Genomic DNA, 22,050 nt, shown 5'->3' with positions numbered 1-22,050 from the left:
CCTTGGAACCAGGGGGGGCAACCTCGTTCCCGGGCTCCCGACCGGGAACGCACTGCAAGCTGGCTCCGCCAGCGGGGCGCGATGGGGCAGGCGGAGCCTGGGAGATCAGTGGGTTCCAAGGCCGGAGCCTTGGAACCAGGGGGAAACCAGGGGGAACCAGGTGAGCAACCTCGTTCCCGGGCTCCCGCCCGGGAACGTACTGCAAGCTGGCTCCGTCAGCGGGGCGTGATGGGGCAGGCAGAGCTGGGCGATCAGTGGGTTCCAAGGCCGGAGCCTTGGAACCAGGGGCGTCCCGCGTCAGAACTCGACCTCCAACCGCGCCAGTTCCTGGGTTTGCCCAAGCGATTGGCGAAGGATCTCCGATTGAGTCGAACGGCACAAATCCAGCAATTCGTTGGTATCACGCAGCAAGTCAAACCAGGCGATGTCCGTCTGGGAGGCATGGTGGTGGATCCGGTCCGCCGCTTGGGCAATCGGTACGATGTTGCAGCTGCGGGCGTACAATTCCAAGCGGGCCGAGAGCGTCCGCAGGCTGTCCGTGTCTTGCTCATCGACAGCCGTTGCTAGCCTTTCCACCTGAAAACCAATCTGAATCGCCGTCTCGTTGCGATTGATGAATCCGTCTTCGTGGGGTTTTCGCGTCACGATTTGGGCAAAGTGCTCGACCAACTCGGGGTCAAATTGAGTGCCCGCACAGCGGCGGAGTTCGGCGATGGCATCGTCGTGGCTACGTCCGGCGCGATAGACGCGATCGGAGATCATGGAATCGTAGCTGTCACAGATTGCCAGCAAACGCCCGCCCAGCGGAATCTGGCTCCCGTGGAGATTGTCGTCGTAGCGCTCCTGGTCCCGGAACTGCTTGTGACAGGCCTGCACCAACTGCGTCAGCTCCTCGCATTCAAACGCACTTTCGATGATTTCGATGCCGATGCGATCGTTTCGCGACATGATCTTCCACTCGTCCTCGGTCAGTTCTCCGGGCTTGAGCAGGATCTCATCGGGAACACCGATCTTTCCGACATCGTGCAGCAATGCGGCAATCTCCATCACGTACAACTCCAGCGGGTCCATCAATGGAGTTGCCACGCGGATGCACAGATCCGCGACTCGACGACTGTGTTCGGCCGTGTTGGGATCACGGAAGGACAATGCGGAAACCAGGGCGGTGACGGCTTGGTAGGGGATTTCATGGCCCTTGCGGTTGTTGTGCTCGGCCAGCTCGTCGGCTGACTGTGCCAACCGTTCACAGAATGCCATCACACAATTGCGGCCGGCGCGTTTGGCAGCATACAGAGCAACGTCGGCCTGGTTGATCAGTTCTTGTGGATCCGTGGCGCCGAAACGGAGTTCGGAAACTCCCAAGCTGGCGGTCAATCGCAACTCTTCGGGATCGTCGAACCGGATTTCGGTGATGGCTTCCCGCGTTGCTTCGGCAATCTGCATCGCACCGGGCAAGTCGACGCCGGGAAGCAGAACGCAGAACTCCTCACCGCCGTAACGACAGACCAGCCCTTGATCCTTGTGATGCTGTTTCAACACCCGCGCCACTTCACGCAGCACGTCATCACCCACCGAGTGGCCGTACGTGTCGTTGACCTTCTTGAAATGATCGTTGTCGATCATGATGCAAGCGAGCGTCGAGGGCGCATTTGCTTCGCGCTTCCAGAGGCGGCCGAATCGCTCGAAAAAGGCTCGGCGATTCAGGCATCCGGTCAGAGCGTCCTGCGTCGCCAGAATCTCCAGCTTTTTGTTCTTTTGTTCAATCTCATCGCGGCTGCTCCGTAGCAACGACAACATGGTTTCCAATTCCGCGCGATGCTCTTCGATGTGGGTCACATCACGAAAGGTTGCCAATGCTCCTCGCCGGACACGTCCAGATCCAAGCGGCGCGGCGTTCACCGAAAAGATGCGGCGATTGCTTTGGTCGATTTGCAGGTGCAGGATATGTTCGGTCAGGGTGGCCGATTCATCGATCGCGGACATCCAAGGAAAATCCGTGCACGGCGTCGAATCGGGGTGCGTCCATGGCAAGTCATTGGCACAGGATTCCACCAGCACGTTGCCGGGAACATTGACCGTGTCGGCAAAGGCGCGATTGGCCAACACGATCCGTGCTTTCTCATCCAGGACCAACAAGCCCTCGGCCAGCGTGTCCAGAGCCTGACGGACTCGTTCCGGAACGACTTGGGTGGTATTGAAGACCTTCATCACCTTGCCGACAAACAACGTGTAGCCGAAGGTGCCGAGAATGCAGAAAAAGGCAAGTTGGCGAAGCAGCGGGTGCTCGATGATCGCTCCGGCCCAGGATTGATCGGCCGCTCGGAAGCACAGTTCAACGTATCCCCACGGACGGCGGTTGAGCGTGATCGGGACCTTCACCGGGTCCATGCCCTCGCCGTCCTTTTGGGCGCGCTCCCACAGTTCCGCGTGGTGCCCCGCATCGACTTTCAAATCGCCGTAGTTGTTGCGGATCCCAACGGACAATAGGTCGCCGTCACGGTCCACCACGGTCTGAGACGCGTAGCGCAGATCCAGCCATTGGTTTTTGCGAACGTGCGCGGCGGCGTTGACCGCCATCGCCTCGCTCAAACGTCGCCGGGAGTCCTTTTGGATGGCCGCGACATCGGGAAGCAGCCCGAACCAGTGGCTGGCCAGAATCAGGCTGGCCCCCAGACACACCAGTGCGATCGCCAGGCGAAGCGATTGGAAATAAACCCTAGCCAAAGCTCAATCACACCAACGAAAGGAAAGACGGAATGTCCGGTCGGATCCGGAGTTGTCGAGGGAAGTTTTGCTTGCCGATCGTTGGGGAGCGATTCCGATTGCAACCAAGAAACCGTCCGGAAGCAAAAGCCAGGGGGTTTGCGCCGCGGTGATGGATTGTGCCGATTGTGCCGACTGGCTTTTCTCGGGGCCACGGAGTGATCGGTTCCCAGGCCCCTACGAAGGGAAGATCTGGAGCCGACTTTGACGGTCCCGCAGGTTCGGTCGGGAGTCATGAAGTGGTTGAGTTTGGCGGCCGCATCGGTTGTTCCCCCCTAGGATCGGATCGAGACGCATTTTCCGTCGGCTCCTGCCGTCCGATGCGACCGTTGCGTCCGATTTGACCCAATGCGAACCGGTCCGACCCAATCATCCCGCGCTGGGAATGCGACGGACCGTCAACCGTGGCAGCATGCTGCGGTCGCGTTGGGAATCAGGAAGAACCACACGTGTTCATGGGACGATTCGGAACATCCAGGCAGAGTTGCCGGCTGAGTATCGCGTTGACCGTCGCTGCGGCAATCGCGACCGGAGGCTCCCTGCGCGCCCAATCGCCGATCGCCCTGCCAGGCCTGACGCCCGACCCCGCTCCGGATCCGGTGGAGATTCTGCCGCGGCCGACCGTTCCGCTTGACCCCGGCGCACGGCCGCCGTCACCGGGTGATAGCTCGATTTGCTGGTGGACCGACAAGACAACGGACCAGATTCTGGATCGGCAGCGGTGGGTTTCTTTCGATCTGGAAACCGTGCTGCTGGACGCGCTTGCCAACAGTCCCAAGATCCAAAGCGTTGCCTATCAAGCCAGCGCGACTGTCCAGCGGATCATCGAACAGGACGCGGCATTCGACCCGGCGGTACTGCTGGGCAGCAACGTGGGGCGAACCAACGATCCGGTGGGAAACACGTTGACCACCGGCGGAGCGCCCCGCCTGATTGAACAATCCATGAACGTCCGCGGTGGGGCCCGTCAGACGACTCGTCGCGGCACCAATGTCGAATGGACGCAACAGTTGGGACTGCTTGACAGCAACAGCACGTTTTTCGTGCCGCAAAACCAGGGCAACTCCCGTTTGAGTCTCAGCCTGACCAAGCCGCTGTTGTCCCGTGGCGGCCGGTACTACAACGAACGGCTGATCACGCAAGCACGTCTGGAAAGTCACGTCGCGTGGCAGGACATGCGTTCGGACGTCGAACAACGCCTGGCGGACGTCATCACAGCCTACTGGCAACTCTACCAGGTCCGGACCCAGCTGATTCAGCAGCGCGCCCTGCTGGATCGCAGTCGCGAACTGGAGACCGTGCTTTCCAGCAGGCAGCACTTTGATGCGGGGCGGATCGAAATCGCCAAAGCGCGCGGTCGCATCGCGCGGCGTGCCGATGGCGTCCTGGATCTGGAAGCGGAACTGAAACGCAGCCAGTGCCGGTTGGCGGTGTTGGTCGGAAGCGAAGCGTTGATCGGTGCGGACAACGAACTGGAATTGATCCCGACCGTTGCTCCCAGCGACGATCCGACACAATTCTCGCTGCGCGACGCCGTGACGCAGGCCTTGGAGAACCGGCCGGAAATTCGGGAAGCGACGCATCAATTGGAGTTGTCGGCGCTGGCGATGCGTGTGACTCGGGCCGAACTGGAGCCGCAACTGAATCTGGTGTTCAACGGCTACCTGGCACAATTGACCGGAAACAGCGACGTCGCCCAGTCGTTTTGGAACGAGTTTGATACGGTGCCGGGGGCTTCCGCGGGTGTTTTGTACAACATGCCCTACGGACGAAGGGCCAGCCGTGCCCGCCACCGGGAAGCCCAGTACCGCTATCGCCAGCAAAGTGAGCAGCTTCGTGAGATCATTCAGCGGACCCAATTCGAAGTCCAAAGCGCACTGATCGATGTCCAGCGGTACGCAGGTCAACTTGTCAGCAAGCGAAAGGTGCTGCAAACGGCGCTCGAAGAGGAAACGATCTTGACGACGCGTTGGCGTTTGATCGGAGGCGACGAATCACGCGTCGGAATCGTGCTGGAAAACCTGCTCGATGCGCAGCGACGGCGAACCGATGCGGAAAAAGACTTGGTTGCGGCAGAAGCCGCTTACATGATCTCGCAGGTTCGCATGCAACGATCGATGGGGACGCTGTTGATCAATGAAGGGATCCAGCCGACTCAGGACCAGCGATCTGGGAAGGTCGATTTTCTGCATCACCAAGACGCCGACGAAGGATTTGATACGGGCGACAGAGCGGATCGGCCCGCGATCCCGGTTACCGATCCAATTCAGGATGCGGTCCAAGCCCCGGCACGGGACGCGAGTCCGCCGATGGCGACGGCGCCTCTGATTGAAGGCGCGCCTCCTTCCGAAACGTCGCCCTCGTGGGCGACGCCCGTCGGTGCGTGGGCCGGTCGCGATCCGAAGGAATCGGTTTCCCCACGCTAGCCGCTCCCAGCGGCAGCAACACTGTCCAACGCACGCAACGCCTTGAGACGAGATGCCTTGAGACTGAATCATGTTTAGAAACCAGCGAAACACGACCACACAGAAGTTTTCCGAGCGTGCAATTGCCCAGAAGCGTGAGCGGCTGCCATGGGCTCGCATCGTCGCGGGGATCAGCTGCGGCTGCGTCGTCTTGGGCATGGCGCTCAAGCCATCCGGCACTTCGCTCGCGCAAGTTCCTCCTTCGATTCGCCAATCGGCAATCGAAGGAGAGCACCAACGTCCCGTCTCGATCGCAGTCGACTACGACGGATTCACCGAACCGAAGTTTGACGTGCTGGTGGCGGCAACGGAAATCGGGAGACTTGACGATCTGTACGTGGCCATCGGAGACCGTGTCCAACGGGGACAGGTGATCGCAAAGATGGAAGACGCTTTGCAGCAGGATGCGGTCAAGACGGCACGGTGGCGCGCGTCGATGCATGGCGAACTGGACGCCGCCAAGTCCGAAACGGAGCTGATGAAGATCCGTCTGGATCAACTGCAATCTCTGGCTGACAAACAGATGGCTCGCCCGGACGAACTGAAACGTGCTCGGGCCGATTGGGAGATCGCCAAGGCCAAAGAGCTGTCGGCGATGGAGCAGAACCAACTTCGAAAGCTGGAACTGGAACGCTACGAATTGCAGTTGAAACGACGTCGCATTGAATCTCCGATGGACGGGACAGTGTCCGAAATCTTTCACGCACCCGGAGAGTACGTGACGCCTTCGGACCCGGCCGTCGTCCGCTTACTGGTGCTGGACCAGATCTATGCGGTCTTCAATGTGCCGGTCGAAAACGTCGACGACATGCAGCCCGGGCGATCGGCCGTCGTATTCCTGATCAGTTTGGGGGCCAACCTGGAAGGCGTGATCGATTCCGTTTCGCCCGCCATTGACGGCGAAAGCGGGACCGTCCGTGTCAAAGTCTTGCTGGAGAACCCGGATGGAGACTTGCGCAGCGGAGACCGATGCCGGCTGAGGATGGTGCGATCGGAGTCGAAAAACCAGTCCGCGAAACGCACCCGAAGTCTTCCGGTCCGTCGGATGGGAAATCTTGATGCCGGTCCGGTGGAGGACGCATACCAGCGATGAGTATCGGCCGGACTCCCAATTCGAACCCGCGACAAACGGTCGACACCGGTGAAGCTGCATTCGGCGCCGATGCGGTCGATCGCGCGGGGAATGTTCGGAACGTTCCTTCGCCGAAAACCGTGGGGAGCGTGGAAAGGTCCGTCAATGCTGGTTGGATCAATTCGCTTGCGCTGGTTGAAGCCGTGGCGAAGGCACGCACGGAGTCAGAGACGGTGACGACGCTGGTCGCCGAGATCTCGCGACGTCTTCCGGGCGCTTCGGTGCGCTGTGGAATTGGAGGAACCAGTATCCGGCGGCTGTATGACAATCGATTGGGCTGGCTTGGCCCTTCGAGCGATCTGTTTCAATACGCATCTTCCTGCTGGAACGATGATCCGGCGGCGCTACCGATGCGGGACAAGAACCAGTCCCAGGTCTCGGAAGATCGAGTGGCAGCCCAGCCGGGGCTGCTACGACTGAACATCGACGACGAGGTTGGGTTGGGCCGATGTGTTCTGTTTCTGCAGACAGCGGAAGTCGACGATGTCGACCGCCGGTGGCTCCGTAGCACGCTGCCGGCACTGCGAGCCATCATCTGGCAACGGACCGGAGGGATGTTCTCGCAGCTGGTTCGGTTTTTGGCAAACAGCGGCATGACGACCCGCATCTACATCGGGCTGTGCGTGCTGTTGGTGTTGCTGCTTTCGATCTGGCCCGTCTCCTACCGGGTGCGTTGTTCCGTGGTCGTCCGACCCCAACATTCACGTGTGGTGTCGGCGCCGTTCGACGCGACCTTGCTGTCCAGTCAGGTGCAGCCGGGGGATCCGATTCGGCAAGGTGACACGCTTTTCGTGCTGGACGGCCGTCCGATCCGGCTGGAATTGGAGTCGCTTGATGCGGAAATCGGGCAAGCGGAGAAGGAACGCGACATTGCAATGGTTGGCGGCCGAGTTGCGGATGCCCAGCAGGCTCGGCTGAAGGCGACGGAGCTCCAACGCCGAAAGGAGCTGTTGCTCGACCGGCTGGAACAATTGCAGGTGGTCAGTCCGATTGACGGTGTGGTCGTTTCCGGCGACCTGGACCAATCAATCGGCGCGACATTGAAGATGGGTCAGACCGTGCTGGAGCTGGCGCCGCTGGACCAGATGGTGGTTGAGCTGGAGATTCCGGATCACGAAATCGGTTTCATCCAACCCAACACTGTCGCCCGAATCCGACTGAATGCGGGAGGAGGCGACGCGATCGAAAAGCCTTTGGACCGGTTGTACCCGGCGGCCGAAGTTCGAGACGACCAGAACGTATTTGTGGCGTGCGTGAATCTGCCCAACGCAGACCGCAAGCTTCGTCCCGGGATGCGCGGCGACGCAATTGCCTACGGGCCGGTGCGGCCCTGGCTGTGGTCCATGGTTCGAACTGGGTGGGAGCGAACGCTTTGGTGGATCGGGTACTGATCGGAAATGAACGTTTCCAGCGAACCGCCGAATGACGCGTCGAAGCCGCCCAACGGGTTAGGGCTCCGGCTCGCGATCATTGATGGGATCGAATTCTCACAGCGAAGCGCGGGCGCTTCGCTAAGCTACGTGGCTCTGGACACGCGGTCGGGAAAGTTCTACCGCTTCGGGGCTCGCGAGTACCATGCCGCCTCAATGATGGACGGGTCCATTGATCTGTCTGAAGTCCATCGGCGGTTGAACGTTGACGGCGTGCCCTGGTCCGGCGATGAAGTGGTTTCGTTTGCCCGTCAATTGGTTCAGTCGCGTCTGGCGGAGGTGGTCACCTCGGGCGGACCGATGGCGACGCTCGTGTCACCGAAAACGGGCGGCGGTGGCAATGTCGCTCCGACGTCCGCCGCGTCCGATCGAGCTCCGTCTGGCTGGCAACGCTTGATGCAGTGGGGCGGAGCATTACTGACGCAACGATTTCCCCTGGCTGACGGGGACCGGGTTGCCAGTCGGCTGTTGCCGATGTTCGGTTGGATGTTTTCCCTCCCGGCGGCAATCGCCTGGGCGTTGTTGGTGACCACGGGCGTGGGGCTTGTCTGGCAGCACACGGAAGAATTCGAAGCGGAACTGAACCGCATTTTTGATCAGCAGCTTTGGATCCCCGTGTTGTTGATTTGGGCAACCATGAAGGCGTTGCACGAGTGTGGCCATGCCGTGTGCGCCAAGCGTCACGGGGTTCGAGTGGGGCGGATGGGCGTGATGCTTTTTCTATGTGCTCCGTTGGCCTACGTGGATGCGACGGATGCCTGGAAGCTGGTGCGTCGTCGCGATCGGATTCAAATCGGAATCGCAGGCGTTTATCTGGAGCTGGCGGTGGCGGCGGTCGCCGCGTGGTGCTGGTGGAGTCTGCCGTTGGGCTTTCTAAGGCACTTGGCTTCCCAGGTCTTTTTGATCGCGGGACCGGCCACCTTGCTCATCAATGCCAACCCGTTGCTGCGACTGGACGGCTACTACGTGTTGAGCGATTGGCTGGAGATTCCAAATCTGCGGTATCACGGCCGTCGGCGACTGTTGGGCTTGTTGGAGCGATTGCTATTCGGATTGCCAATGCCCGCATGTCCGCTGCCCGGTTGGCGTGCGGACTTTGCCGTGGCCCATGCCGCCTGTTCGGTGGTGTTCCAGTTTGTCTGGATGGCCGGGTTGGTGGTCGCGATTGCTTCTTGGGCGGAGGGGCTCGGGATCTTTCTGGGCATCGTCGCGACGATGTTGTGGGGCGTGATTCCGTTGGTGCGTTGGATGCATCGAATCTGGACGATTCAGCCAGCGTCGGGAATGGTGTTGAGCGTCTATCAGCGTCGATTGATCGCGGTGTGTTCTTTGACGTTGTTGATGGGACACTATGCGGCGGTGGAGACGTCACCGTTCGCACGTCGGATCCCCGTTGTGGTTCGCTACGAAAACGAGCAGGTCGCCCGAGCCCCCGTGGATGCGTTCGTGACATCGGTCTTGGTTCAGTGCGGACAACGCGTCCAGAAGGGAGCTTTGTTGATGGTCCTGGAGCATCCCGAATTGGATATTCGTCGTGATCAATTGTTGGACCGGCGTGACGCGGCATTGGCAAAGTCCATCCAATACCGACGCAGGGGCGAAATCGCGCTCGGCAAGGCGGAAAGTGATCGCGCGGCCAGTTTTGATCGCCAGATTGCGGAGTTGAATGAGCAATTGGAATCTTTGCGAGTGATCGCCAAACGCGATGGCAGAATCACCAGCCCGCAGACGGAGTCCATGGTCGGTCGATACGTCTCCGCCGGGGAAGAATTGCTGCGGCTGTCGGACCCGCACCAAAAAGAAATCCTGGCACTTGTTGCCGAAGACGACTTGGATTCCTATCGAAAAACGGCCCAGGTCGGTGCGGTCGCATCGATTCGCCTGCGCGGCGGCGTCTCGCTCCGCGCGCCCCTGGCGGAGTTGCAACCCGCCGCGAACCGAAACATCCCCCACGCAGCTCTGGCGGCGACCGCGGGAGGCCCGTTGGCCGTACAAACCGTGGGAGATCAGCGCCGCGCGCGGTCGGTCAAGCCGCATCTGCAGTCGGCGATCCCGCTGGATTCCTACACCAGTCTGAAGGTCCGAGCCGGACAGATCGGTCGCTTGACCATTCCAGACAACCGAACCCTGCTTTCCAGAGTCATTGATCGGATGCGGGAGAGTACACTTCGCAAGTAGCGTCGACGTTCCGGACACGTCGATGCCGTCGGAGATCAGGTCGCGTACTCCTTTCCCATTCGGTTAAGAGCCGAATTTCGAAGATGGCCAAGCCAGTTGGACCCGTTCGCCGTGCGATCAAATACGTGCTTCGATTAGCCGTTTTGACCCTGGTCATTCTGACCCTGTTTAGTCTTTTTGCACGGTCGCTGTTCCTGGCCGAACTGGTGGCCAGCTTACGCGTCCAAATCTCGATCGGCGCTGCTGCGCTCCTCTTGGTGGCATTGGTAGATCGCGATTTCTGGAATGCTGGTGTGATCACCACCTGCATGGTGATTCACGCGAGCTTCCTATTGCCGCAGATGTGGCGTCCCTCCAGGGAGATCGAGATGGCCGAGGAGGCTGACAACGTGTCGACCATGACCGTCATGACATTGAACGCATTGTCAGCGAACACTCATTACGACTGGATCGCTGATCAGATTGTGCAAGACGATCCAGATGCGGTCGGGATTCTCGAACTGGGGCCGGGTTTGGATGCTTTCTTGCGAAAGCGATTCTCGGAACGTTATCCCCACAAACTGACCGTACCGAGCGACGCGGGAAATTTTGGCATCGGACTGTTCAGCCGCCGGCCTCTAAGCGATTCCCAGGTAATCCAATGGCAGCGCGGCGTGCCAACGATTCAGGCGGAGATCGATGGGGTCCGCATGATCCTCGCGCACCCCTTGCCACCAGTCAATGCCGCCAACTTTCAATCGAGAAATGAGCAACTTCAAAAACTCGTGCACCAAGTGCAGGGGCACCGTCGGCGAGATGAAGACGCCCCGATCGTGGTCATGGGCGATTTGAATCTGACACCTTGGTCGCCCTGGTTTTATGACCTGCAGAGTCAGACCGGTCTTCGACGCAGCTTCGAAGGTCTGGGATTAAGGCCGACTTGGTACGCCAATCGTCTCGGTTTTCTTGCCGGATTGGTCCTGGACCACGTGCTGGTCAGCGATTCGATTTCCGTCGATCGCGTCTGGATCGGAAGCAACATCGGATCCGACCACCGCGGCGTCAGCGTCCGAATGCACTGGCCGTCTGCGTCGCAGTGATCGGGGGCCCAGTCGTCGGGGGCCCAGTCGTCGGGGGCCCAGTATTCGGGGGCCCAGTATTCGGGAGGCCAGTCGTCGGGAGACCAGTGATCCAGTGATGCGGATCGGCTGATAGACGTTCCGCCTCGCGGATCGTGCCTCCGCTATGATGGTGCGACCACCGGATCCACGTTTCTTGAAAGAGCCAGATGATGCTTCAATTGGATGAGACACCCCTGCGGTCGCTTCGACGCAGAATACGTTCGACCTACCGCCCGAGTGCTTTCGCCGCGGTAGCAGCGTTCATTTTCTTCGCCGGGGTTGGATCCGTCGGTCGCAGCATGGCGGCACCGCCAAGTTCGACGCCGAATGTGCTGTTGATCCTGGCAGACGATCTAGGTTTCTCCGATCTGGGGTGTTATGGCGGAGAGATCAAGACTCCCAACTTGGATTCGATTGCCGAGCAGGGGCTGCGGTTCACACAGTTCTACAACACCGCACGGTGCTGGCCCACGCGCGGATCGCTGCTGACCGGTTACTACGCGCAGCAGATTCGCCGCGACCATCTTCCCGGCGTGCCGACCGGAGGAGGGAATCGGGGGCAACGTCCCGCGTGGGCGACGTTATTACCGGCATTGCTAGATCCGGCCGGCTATCGAAGTTATCACATCGGGAAATGGCATCTGGATGGCATGCCGACCGAATCCGGCTTTGACCGCTCTTACTACCTTCAAGATCTGGGCCGGTACTTCAATCCAGCCCGGCACTTGCGTGACGGCCGCCGCTTGCCAGCGATCAACGATGGCGACTCGTTCTATTTGACCAGCGCGATGGCTGACTATGCCGTGGAGGACCTGAAGGATCACGCCGCCAACCATGCCGGAGAACCTTTCTTTCAGTACCTTGCGTTCACCGCGCCTCATTTCCCCTTGCAGGCGTTGCCGGAAGACATTGCGCTGTACGATCCGATCTACACAGTCGGTTGGGATGTGATTCGCAAGCAGCGGTGGAAGCGAATGCAGCAGATGGGGTTGTTGGATGATGATGCGGTGTCGTCACCGTCCGCCCCGGAACGACAGCTGGGGCCACCCTATCACTTTCCGGAGGCATTCGAGATCCTGGGCGACGGAGAAATCAACAAGCCCGTGCCCTGGGAAAGCTTGACTGCGGAACAGAAACAGTTTCAGGCGAAGAAAATGGCCGTTCACGCCGCCATGGTGCACCGAATGGACGTCGCGATCGGACGCGTGTTTCAGCAGATCCGAGCAATGGATCAATGGGACAACACGCTGATCATGTTTTTGTCTGACAACGGGGCGAGCGCCGAAATCATGGTGAGAGGTGATGGACACGATCCGGAGGCGCCGGCGGGATCGGCGGCCAGCTACTTGTGCTTGGGGCCGGGTTGGTCAACGACTTGCAACACCCCCTTTCGAAGGCACAAGACCTGGACGCACGAGGGCGGCATCTCCACTCCGATGATTCTGTCCTGGCCGGCCGGGATGACGGCACGCGGTGAATTCCGACGTCAGCCTCAACATGTGATTGACATCGCGGCCACATTGCTGGAATTGACGGGGACCAAGCACCCCGCCGATGCCCCTGAGCCTCCCGGTCAAAGTTTCCTGGATCAATTTGCCTCGGAAGTTCCATCGGAGCCTCGAACCCTGTGGTGGTATCACGACGAGCACCGCGCGATCCGCCAGGGAGACTGGAAAGCGGTCGCTCCGGAAGGCGAGCCCTGGGAGCTTTATGACCTGTCGACGGATCGAACCGAATCGGTCGATCTGGCTTTACCACGCGGCGACCGACTGGATCAAATGGTCGCCACCTGGCAGCAAATGCTTGACGACATGATCGAGCTGGCATCGCGTGATCTGCCCAAAAGCGTCTTGGGCGCGGCGGAGGATCAGAACGCGCGCAGCGGACGCATGTGGGAAGCCCAGCAAGCGGCCAAGCCGAAACGCACCCAGGTCCTGATCAATGCGGAAACGTTCCGGATCAAGGGGCGACACGCCTTTCTGATGAGACCGAATGAACCTGCCGACGGGGCCACGGGCAAGCCGTGGATCTTTTACGCCCCCACGCTGTCACCGTACCCGGATCGGAATGAATCCTGGATGCACCAGCAGTTCCTGGATGCGGGAGTGGCGGTGGCCGGAATCGATGTGGGGGAGGCCTATGGCAGCCCGCACAGTCAACGGTATTTTGACGCGTTGTATGATGACATGGTGTCCAAGGGCTACAGCCGCAAACCGGCTTTGCTGGGGCGTAGCCGCGGGGGGCTGTATGTGGCTCGGTTTGCCATCGAACGGCCCAACCGCGTGGCAGCAATTGGCGGGATCTATCCGGTTTTCGATTACACGGATTACCCCGGCGTTCAGCGTGCCGCGGCTGTCTACGGAGTCAGCGCGGATGAACTGCAATTCCACCAGGAACGTTGGAACCCGATCAAGCAAAGTGAGGTTCTGGCGGAAGCCCAGATCCCGGTTTACATCATCCACGGGACCGATGACCGGTTGGTGCCAATCGCATCGAATTCTGCCGCGTTGGGCGAGGTCTACGGAGAACGTGGACAACAGGAGTTGTTCCAACTGGAACAGGCCGCCGGCCAGGGGCACAGTGCCTGGCCGGGTTTCTTCCGCTGCCAGCCGCTGATCGACTTCTTGATCGAAGCGGCACGGAAAGGATAAGCGACGGGCACTTGCCCGGCTTTCGATCATCCGCCTTTCCGAGGACGGTCGAGCGTCAGCGAGGGAGGAATGCCGCTCTTCTCGCTGACGGTGGGCAGCCGTTTCCGTCGGCTTGCGCCGACGGCAGGGAGCTGTCGGCGCTTCGCGACTAGAACTGATTCAGTGGTACTGTTCTGCAATCAGCTTGACGGAAGGCGGCTTACTCTGCCAAGTCAATCCGTGCGGCTTCTTCCGTGCTGCGGACGTAGATTTGGCCGTCGCTGTAAGCTGGAGTGGACCAGCATTTACCCTCCAGCACATCGGCCCGAGCCAGCTCTCGGTAGCCACTGGGATCCGCGGCAACGATGGCCACTTCCCCGGCGTCGGACAGGACTACCAGTTTGTCGCCAACCAGAATGCAGTTGCCAGGACCGAAACCGCGTTCGGACCATTTGATTTCACCCGTTGCCAATTCCACGCATTGCAGCGGAGCGCGACCGTATTTCTTGAACTCGAAAATGCCGTACAGGTATCCGTTGTGGGCGACCGGCGTGCTCCAGTGGTTCATCAATTCGTTGGATTTGAACCAAATCTCTTCCGCGTTGCCTTGACCGGCGATTTCGAACAGGGCGGCGCCGACGCCGTAGCCAGCTGAGCAATAAACTTGGTTGCCCGACACGACCGGAGAGGCTGCCGTCGAAACGCTGAACGGGAAGGAGGCGCGCCACAGTTCTCGGCCGCTGGACGCCTCCACTCCGACAAGCCCGGATTGAACAAAGCAAACCAGTTGTCGGGTTCCGTGGACCGACGCCAGCGTCGGTGTGGCATGGGTGATCGTTTCGTCACCGCTTTTCCAGATCAGACTCCCGTCGTCTTTGTTGAATGCCAGGAACGATTGGCCTGCGCCGCCTCCACTGACGAAGACGGCTTGATCACCCAACACGGGACTGGTCGCGTTCAGCCATTTGATGTTGCGACCGGCGTACTCGGCGACGATATCGTGCCTCCAAAGGACTTCCCCGTTGGTCGCGTTCAAGCAGCGGAGCACCAGATGGGAATCGTACACGTAGACTTTGTCGCCTTCGACCGCCGGTGTCGATCGGGGACCATCGCCACCACGGTTACCCGGTGCACCTGAGTTGCCGCCGTCGTGGCCGTAATCATTCTCTCCCAACTCCGCCCGCCAAAGTTCCTTTCCCGAGTCCGCTGAAAGTGCCAGGCACACTTCATGGCCGTCCACGGCGACCAGCGTGAACAAGCGCCCGTCGGACACCGCGAAGGAACTGAAGCCCAACGGAGTTTTGACTTTCCAAGCAACGTTGGGCCCCGTTGCTTTCCAGTCCGCGGCCGGGAGGTTCTCTTGAGATTTTCCATCGCCCGTGATGCCCCGGTACTGGGGCCAATCTTCAGCTACAACGGGCAGGGTGACCGCACCCATCAACGCGAGGACAGACAGAGATTTGAGGACGCTTTGCATGGTTTTCGAAGCAAAAACGAAGGTGAAGGTGTTCAGGGTTGGATGATCCGTCGATGACGCGATCGCCAATAGAATACACGCTCTGCGGTCAATCGGCGACGCGTGGGATCGGGTGCAGTCGCAATCCCAGGCCTCGACTGGAGAACCGGATGCGTTCGAGAGAAATCCCACGGAAACCGGGTAGCTTCCGCCGGACTTCGAACGTGTCCAATACGATGACTTGCTGAGAATCTCGCCCAGCAGTGTCTCAAACCGAATTCAATTCTCCTTTGGCAGGTGAATCGGATACACTGGCCGCACCGACCGTCAATGCACACAGGAGTCCGCCATGTGTCGAACATTGTCCGCTCTTTCGGGGATCATTCTGTTCGCTGTCCCCATGGCCGCGGTCGCGGAGGAAACACCCGCGAAACCGGCCGACGAGCTACGTCGCGTCAGCGGCTGGTATCAGGCGAAGGAGGGCCGGCATCTGACAATCCTTCCGCAGGAGCAGCAGTTCGAAGCCGTCTTCTTCTGGGGCAAAAACGCTCCGCGAAGCGTCGGCAAACTCACGTTGAGAGATGACGGTCAGATCGCTTTCCAACAACCGAGGGCAGCGGAGCTGTTGGAGATCGAGCGGAAAGACGGCAAAGTGCTTGCTCTATCCGTTGCGAACGTGCGGTTCGACATGGTGTGCCCATTAGCCAAAGCGGCCGATCAGTACGTCAATGAGAAGGACCAGACCTTAACGCTGACAGAACGAGAGGGGCAATTGTTTTGTTCGATCGACTGGGGGAACGACGCGCCCATGACTCGCGGCTGGGTCAGAGCCCACCCCAACGGCACGACGGTCTTGGTGGGGTTCAAATGGAAGGAGGCTTTGACCATTCAGTTTGAAGGCGGCTCCATCAAATCCATTTCGCTGGTCGGAACGACGTTCCATCGCGCCGAAGAGGGCACGGTTGATGAAAGCGGACCGCCGGCGGACCGGGAAACTTCGGCCCCGACTTCGTAGCGGTCTGCTTGCAAGATTGACTTGCCATAATCAACCTATCCGTTGTTCTGCGGGTAGCTTGGGAGGGGGTGAGAAACCGGGCAGCCCTGCCGGTTGCTGACGCTCGACCTTCCTCCACTCCAGTCGCAAAGCGACGACAGCTGCCTGCCGTCGGCGCAAGCCGACGGAAATGGCGCAAATAATGTCCCGATGGGCAGACAATTGGATCGATTGAGATGTCGAACAAACGAGGATGGCTTCGAGTTTCCCTGCGAATGTTGTTGATTGCTTTCACGGCTGTCGCAATCGGCATTGCGTGGTTCGCCAACTACGCTCAGAAACGCTGGGCCGCGTTCGAAGCCGTCCGGGAAGCGGGTGGCGAGATTCAAATGGGAATCGGTGAGCCAACGGTATTTGAAAAATGGTTCGGTCCGGAGTTGTTTGGTGTTGTCAACAAAATCGACCTCCGCAAGGGAACCGTCGACAACGAACTGCTGAAACAGATCGGTCATTTGAGCGAAGTTCGGCGGCTGGACCTGAGCAACGCGAAGATTGACGACGATGGACTCCAGTGGATCGTTCATCTTCCGTTGAGGGAATTGTGGTTGCAAAGCACACAGATCAGCGATGCGTCCGCCGAATCGATCTCGCAAATGAGATCCCTGGATTTTCTTCAACTGAACGCAACATCGGTATCGGACACCTTTCTGGAAGCCTTGCGGCCGTTGCCTGAATTGGAAGATCTTGGCTTGCGCGGCACCGAAGTGACGGGCGTTGGGATGAAGTCCCTTGCCAGGCATCCACGTCTGAAATCGCTGGACGTGTATCACACCGATGTCGACGATTCAGGTGTCGAATCTCTGGTTCAGTGCCAATCACTCACGGACCTGGGGCTCTCCATGACCCAGGTCACCGATGCGGTGTTTGAACATCTGGACAAGATGCCAAAGCTGACTGAGGCTGATTTGTCGGCCAACGGACCTGTCACGACCGAGGCAGTTCTCGCCTTCGAAAAGTCGCATCCGTCTTGCGACATCGAATGGTATCGAAAGTAGGCATTCCGCCTTTCCACCTCCACCGCGAGCAGACGGAGATCAATTCTTCCGCTTCGCTGCCGCCTTCTTTTGGGGGCGATTCGGGGGTGCGACATAGGGCCGACGTTGCAGTCGCGCCGTGGGACGTCGGTTCTCGCGGATCTCCTGCAGGTGCGAGTCGTAGACCTTCTGCAGATCGCTGACCAAGTCGGGGTGGTCGGCCGCCAAGTTGCGGGTTTCGCCGATGTCCGCCACGGTGTCGTACAACTGCACCGGATATTCGGAGTCGGGTCCCTCTCGTTCGGCACCGCGTTGTTTGACGGAGCCTTCACGCCAAGGATAGAACTTCCACTTCCCGCTACGGACGGTTCCCGGACCGTGCATCAGGACGTAGTGCTCGTGCGGGCTGGGTGCGTGTTCGGGATCGCGGATCAAGGGCCACAGATCTTTGCCGTCGATCTTACGGTCGGGCAACTTTCCGTCGCACAGCGTCGCGAGGGTGGGCAGGACGTCAATCGAAGCAGCGACCTGATTGCAGACGGAACCGGCTTCGATGGTCCCCGGCCACCACATCAGGGTCGGTTCACGAATGCCCCCGTCATAAACGCTTGATTTTTTGCCGCGCAAGGGCAAGGAGGATCCGACGGCGGCACCATTGTCGCTGGTGAATAAGACCAAAGTGTTCTCGGCGAGACCCGCATCACGGATGGCGTCAAGCACTTGCCCGACGGACCAATCGACTTCTTCTATCGCGTTGGTGATCATCTCCTTGCTCGGGTCATTGAAGGCTTCCGAGACGGCCAGCGGTAGGTGCACCATTGTGTGCGGAAGGTAGAGAAAAAATGGCTGATCGGATTCCTGACGGATGAATTCGATCGCATGTTCGGTGTAGCGACGCGTGATCGTCGACTGATCCGCCGGATACTCGACCACCTCCTCATCTCGCAGGATCGGCACCACGTTCTTCGCCTTGTGCCCGGCTTCCAACATGTCGCGCGTGATACCCTGCCGCAAGTGAATGTCATCGGACAACTGATTTGCCGGGTCAATCCACATGTCGTTGCTGTAGGGAATGCCCCAGTAGCTGTCGAATCCCTGGTTGGTTGGCAGGCAGGGCGGCAGGTGACCGAGGTGCCATTTGCCGACGCAAGCGGTTCGATATCCCGCGTCCTTGAGAATGTCGGCAATCGTGACTTCGTCAGGATGAAGCCCCTGGGTGCTGTTGGGAAATAAGACGGCCGGCATGCTCAGACGCTGGTAGTGGCATCCCGTCATCAGCGAGGTCCGCGAACCGGAGCAGACAGCGCATCCGACATAAAAATCCGTGAACTTCATCCCTTCACGGGCCATCTGATCCAGGTGCGGCGTCTTCGGAACCGTGGCTCCGTTGAAGCCGACATCGCCGTACCCCATGTCATCGATAAAGATAATCACCACGTTTGGACGCTCGGCGGCGCCGGCAACGGAACCGCTCAAGGCGGTCAGTGCCCCAAACAGAATCAAAAGTGGAGCGCAACGTGAATGAGTCATCGTCAATCTCGCAGGTAAGTGGGAACGGTCGGACGACGCAGGCGGAAAAGGGGGAGGGGACGACATTCTAATCGATACAGAAGGGTCAACCCGCCCCGCGTAGCAGGAAGTAGCATGCCAGAAGAATCAGCGCGGCAGCAACAAAGCGTTGATACGATTGGGCGGATAGATTCTGGCTTTCTCTGGCCCCAAGCTGAATGCCGATGATCGCCAGGGGAGCAATCAAGGCGACCTGATAGAGAACGGTCGAGTCGATGAAGCCGCGGACAGAGAGTCCCAGAACTTTGTAGATCGAAACCGCCAGCAGGAATTGATTGACGAATGCTTTGAACCGAACCTGCGGCCAGTGCTGCTGCAGGGCAAACGCGGCGATCGGAGGGCCCGCGATGCTGACCGCACCCGCAAGGAATCCGGCAAAGCCGCCCGCCAGCCACGCCGATCCGGTTTTGCTGGAACTCCCGGCGGAATAGCGGCGATTGCGAAAACTTTGGAAAACCATCGCAAGGACGGCGATTCCGGTGGCACGAACCAACAGATCATTCGGCATCCGCTCGAATGCAAACAGCCCCAGCGGAAGGCAGATCGCAGCTGCGATCAAAGCTTGTCGCAACGATTGAAAGTCGGCGCCGCGGCGGTAGGCCCAAGTTGCCATCATCAACACGGGCACGCTGGCTGTCGACGTCACGACGTGGGTTTGTTCCACATCGATCACCCATGGCAACAGCGTGACGGCGACGATCCCAAATCCGAATCCGACGGCGCTGTGAATGAAGCCGGCGACCAACGCGATCACGCCGACGGCAACGAGCAGCAGGTACCCGTCGGGCGTGATCATTCTTCAACCAAATCCCGTTGCTTGGTCTCCGGCATCGTGAGGATGACAGCGATGCCCAGGAGAAACAGCAGCGACAACCCGCTCACCGCGTATTCCAGCGGGACGTCTTCGCGCCCTTTCAGCCAACCGGAAAACAACAGCACCGGCACCGCCAGCAACCGCCCGCCGTTGAAGCAAAAGCTGGCTCCGGTGGCGCGGATGTGAGTCGGGAAAAGCTCGGGAAAATAAATGGCGTAACCCGAATGCATCCCCAGCGTCAGGAAACCGAACACCGGCAGAATGACCAGCATCTGAGCGTACGACTGTGGCAAAAAACACACGATCGGAACGATCAGCAGCGCCATCGCTTGGAACGCGATGAACGTCGGCTTGCGCCCGAAGCGTGCGGCAAGTGGCCCAAACGAGAGCAATCCCAACCCGCCGCCGGTCGCCTGGACGATCCCGTAAGCGAACTTGCTACGGGTTCCGGCTTCTTCCGGAGAGATCCCCAGTGAGAGCAGCAGTTCGCGCACCAGATCCTGGCCGGCGACCGTGACCGACCAAAACGTTCCCAGCCCCACCGCGGCGAGCAGCATGCCGCGGATCGCCAACCCGTTCCAACGGGAATTCAGTAGCAAGTCGCGAAAACTGCCGGCGCGGGCACCCGCCGTCTTGGACTTCGTTGCCTGCCAACGTTCGGGTTCTTTCACACTGGCGCGCACCCAAACGATCAGCAACGCCGGGAGCACGCCCAGCAGGTAGGCGTAACGCCAATGGCTGCCCACCAGAATCCCCGAAAGCGCTGCCAGCCAAGTGCCCAAAATGCTGGAGGCGTGAAAAATGCCGGCGGCTTGGGCGCGGGCGCGGCGCGTGAACACTTCTGCGACCAAGCTGGCGGCAACGGCCCATTCACCGCCAATCCCCAACGCCACCAGAAACCGCAAGATCCCGATGACGTAAATGTCGTTGGCAAAGAACGTCAGCCCCGAAAAGATGGAATACATCAAGATCGTGGCGATCATGATCGGCCGCCGCCCATACCGGTCCGCCAGGGAGCCGAACAGCAGGCCGCCGATGGTGCCACCGGCCAAGAAGATCGCCAAAAAGTTGTCGCCCCAAGCTTTGACGGCCGCGGTGTTGCCGTCGAGCACCTGCAACAGCATGTCGTTGCGGGTGATGTTGAAAATCTGGCCTTCGTAGACGTCAAAGACCCAGCCGGCGCAGGCGATGACCAGGATCAACCACTGGTAGCGCGTGACCCCGCGGTACCAGGGCCCGGACGAGTCGTCATCGTTTGAGACTGCCGGCGCAGACGATTCCGCGTCGTTTGGCGGCGCGTAAGGGTCGTTCGGGTCCACCGTCATCTCGGGCCACCCTGCACGGCAAACGATTGCGTTCGCATTTCAGCCAGCGACGCGAGTACCTTGCGGGTGCCTTCGAAGGACCGGCGGGCATGCATGGCGACGGTATTGTCCAGCAGCACGATGTCGCCGACCTGCCAGCGGTGGTCGTAGGCCAATTCTTCGGACAGATCGATGGCCACACGAACCGCATCGGCATCCAAGCGAGAACCATCGCCGTGGCGAATCGCCTCCGAGGGATCATTGCGTTCATCTTTCCATCCGCAGTACGCCGCGATCAGTTGATTGAAAAAGGTTTTCTGGCCGGGAGTCGTTTCCATCACCGCGGGCAACGGCGGCGTGGTGGCCTTCAAACAACCGTTCTCAAGCCACTGGTAGGTATAGCCCAGCGACTCCAGACGCGCCTCGGCACCCTCTTTGGAATCGACCCCCAACGTGCTTTGCCAACTCCGTCCCATCCCGGAATTGGGATCGTTGCTGCCCGGCATGACGTTGGTGTACTGCAGGCCGGCCTGCTCGCACTTCGCCGCAAATTCGGGACACCGCTCGGCCAACCTGGAATACAGGATGTCGCTGCGACAAAGCGGTGTTTCGCCGCCAATCTCAGGTGCCACCTCGCAAAAGAACAGGATGTACTTTGGATAGATTGGCGTCTGGGCCATCTCGTGATGGAAAAAAATCCTCACATCCGGCGGCGCTTCGTTGGCTGAGAACACCCTGGGTGTCCGATTGATTCGCACCGCATTGGACAACGATTTCTCATACGGGAAATTCTCGATCATCAAACTGGTGATGAATCGATCAAAGCCCTCGACGTTGGGCGTTGGGAACCCGCGAAATGCGACCGCGCCATGTTCGGTCGCCAGCGCCAGCAACTGGTCACGGTTCTCTCCGACCCAATTGCAAGTTTGATCCAGGTCGATTGCCGAATCGTCGCACAGGTAGGCCAGAGGAAAATCCGAATCACTTTCGTGCCGCTGATCCGGAACTGGAGAAAGACGGATACCGGTCGGCGTGTTCATGAGGGGGGCTGGGAAGGAGGGGGGCAACGTGATGACAGTGAAGCTTACAGCGCGACGTCACAACCGTGTTGCGGTGGAACCTCTGTTTTCTAGATTGGCCGCCGGGTTCCATCAAGCGATGCGCGATCACAGAAACCGATT

The 22,050-nt window shown here is 59.7% G+C and carries 14 protein-coding genes; 8 read left to right on the top strand and 6 right to left on the bottom strand.

Features of this window, described 5'->3' with window-relative positions; translation table 11 throughout:
* Positions 1–297 precede the first annotated feature (297 nt).
* The gene (locus FYK55_RS03095) at positions 298–2,724 is read right to left on the bottom strand and encodes a diguanylate cyclase (RefSeq protein ID WP_150074785.1); all 2,427 of its coding nucleotides are present in this window, start codon (positions 2,722–2,724) and stop codon (positions 298–300) included.
* Positions 2,725–3,218: 494 nt separating this feature from the next.
* Between FYK55_RS03095 and FYK55_RS03090 the strand changes: the two genes are divergently transcribed.
* The 6 genes from FYK55_RS03090 to FYK55_RS03065 all read left to right on the top strand — a co-directional run bounded on the left by FYK55_RS03090 (position 3,219) and on the right by FYK55_RS03065 (position 13,719).
* A complete protein-coding gene (locus FYK55_RS03090; RefSeq protein WP_150074783.1) occupies positions 3,219–5,189 on the top strand; it encodes a TolC family protein in 1,971 nt (656 codons plus the stop codon).
* A 70-nt stretch (positions 5,190–5,259) separates the two neighbouring features.
* Positions 5,260–6,321: an efflux RND transporter periplasmic adaptor subunit gene (locus FYK55_RS03085; protein ID WP_150074781.1), complete on the top strand. Its 1,062-nt coding sequence runs from the start codon at positions 5,260–5,262 to the stop codon at positions 6,319–6,321.
* Positions 6,318–7,751: an efflux RND transporter periplasmic adaptor subunit gene (locus FYK55_RS03080; RefSeq protein WP_150074779.1), complete on the top strand. Its 1,434-nt coding sequence runs from the start codon at positions 6,318–6,320 to the stop codon at positions 7,749–7,751. Before FYK55_RS03085 ends, FYK55_RS03080 begins: the two co-directional genes overlap by 4 nt.
* Positions 7,752–7,757: 6 nt before the next feature.
* On the top strand, positions 7,758–9,968 hold the full coding sequence (locus tag FYK55_RS03075; protein ID WP_150074777.1) for a biotin/lipoyl-binding protein: 2,211 nt from the start codon (positions 7,758–7,760) through the stop codon (positions 9,966–9,968).
* A gap of 83 nt (positions 9,969–10,051) precedes the next feature.
* Positions 10,052–11,047, top strand: a complete 996-nt coding sequence (locus FYK55_RS03070; RefSeq protein ID WP_150074775.1) for an endonuclease/exonuclease/phosphatase family protein — start codon at positions 10,052–10,054, stop codon at positions 11,045–11,047.
* A gap of 188 nt (positions 11,048–11,235) precedes the next feature.
* Complete coding sequence (locus FYK55_RS03065) at positions 11,236–13,719, top strand: sulfatase-like hydrolase/transferase (RefSeq protein ID WP_201743611.1); 2,484 nt, start codon at positions 11,236–11,238, stop codon at positions 13,717–13,719.
* 199 nt (positions 13,720–13,918) lie between these two features.
* Here the strand turns inward: FYK55_RS03065 and FYK55_RS03060 are convergent, their stop codons facing one another.
* Positions 13,919–15,175: a PQQ-binding-like beta-propeller repeat protein gene (locus tag FYK55_RS03060; RefSeq protein WP_150074771.1), complete on the bottom strand. Its 1,257-nt coding sequence runs from the start codon at positions 15,173–15,175 to the stop codon at positions 13,919–13,921.
* Positions 15,176–15,503: 328 nt separating this feature from the next.
* Here FYK55_RS03060 and FYK55_RS03055 point away from each other — a divergent pair, with 328 nt between their 5' ends.
* Both FYK55_RS03055 and FYK55_RS03050 read left to right on the top strand, forming a co-directional pair.
* Positions 15,504–16,169, top strand: a complete 666-nt coding sequence (locus FYK55_RS03055; protein ID WP_150074769.1) for a hypothetical protein — start codon at positions 15,504–15,506, stop codon at positions 16,167–16,169.
* Between the two features lie 215 nt (positions 16,170–16,384).
* On the top strand, positions 16,385–17,203 hold the full coding sequence (locus FYK55_RS03050) for a leucine-rich repeat domain-containing protein (protein ID WP_150074767.1): 819 nt from the start codon (positions 16,385–16,387) through the stop codon (positions 17,201–17,203).
* A 39-nt stretch (positions 17,204–17,242) separates the two neighbouring features.
* On the opposite strand, the gene FYK55_RS03045 is transcribed toward FYK55_RS03050, so the two are convergent.
* From FYK55_RS03045 to FYK55_RS03030, 4 genes are all read right to left on the bottom strand, one after another.
* Entirely contained in the window at positions 17,243–18,712 is a 1,470-nt protein-coding gene (locus tag FYK55_RS03045) for a sulfatase family protein (protein ID WP_150074765.1), read from the bottom strand.
* A gap of 85 nt (positions 18,713–18,797) precedes the next feature.
* A complete protein-coding gene (locus FYK55_RS03040) occupies positions 18,798–19,547 on the bottom strand; it encodes a sulfite exporter TauE/SafE family protein (RefSeq protein ID WP_150074763.1) in 750 nt (249 codons plus the stop codon).
* Entirely contained in the window at positions 19,544–20,890 is a 1,347-nt protein-coding gene (locus FYK55_RS03035; RefSeq protein WP_150074761.1) for an MFS transporter, read from the bottom strand. The genes FYK55_RS03040 and FYK55_RS03035 overlap by 4 nt, the downstream gene beginning before the upstream one ends.
* On the bottom strand, positions 20,887–21,909 hold the full coding sequence (locus FYK55_RS03030) for a TauD/TfdA family dioxygenase (protein WP_150074759.1): 1,023 nt from the start codon (positions 21,907–21,909) through the stop codon (positions 20,887–20,889). The genes FYK55_RS03035 and FYK55_RS03030 overlap by 4 nt, the downstream gene beginning before the upstream one ends.
* Positions 21,910–22,050: the final 141 nt, after the last annotated feature.

It is taken from the genome of Roseiconus nitratireducens, from assembly GCF_008629675.1.
Classification (GTDB): Bacteria; Planctomycetota; Planctomycetia; order Pirellulales; family Pirellulaceae; genus Stieleria; species Stieleria nitratireducens.
This window is presented reverse-complemented; position numbering and strand designations above follow the sequence as displayed.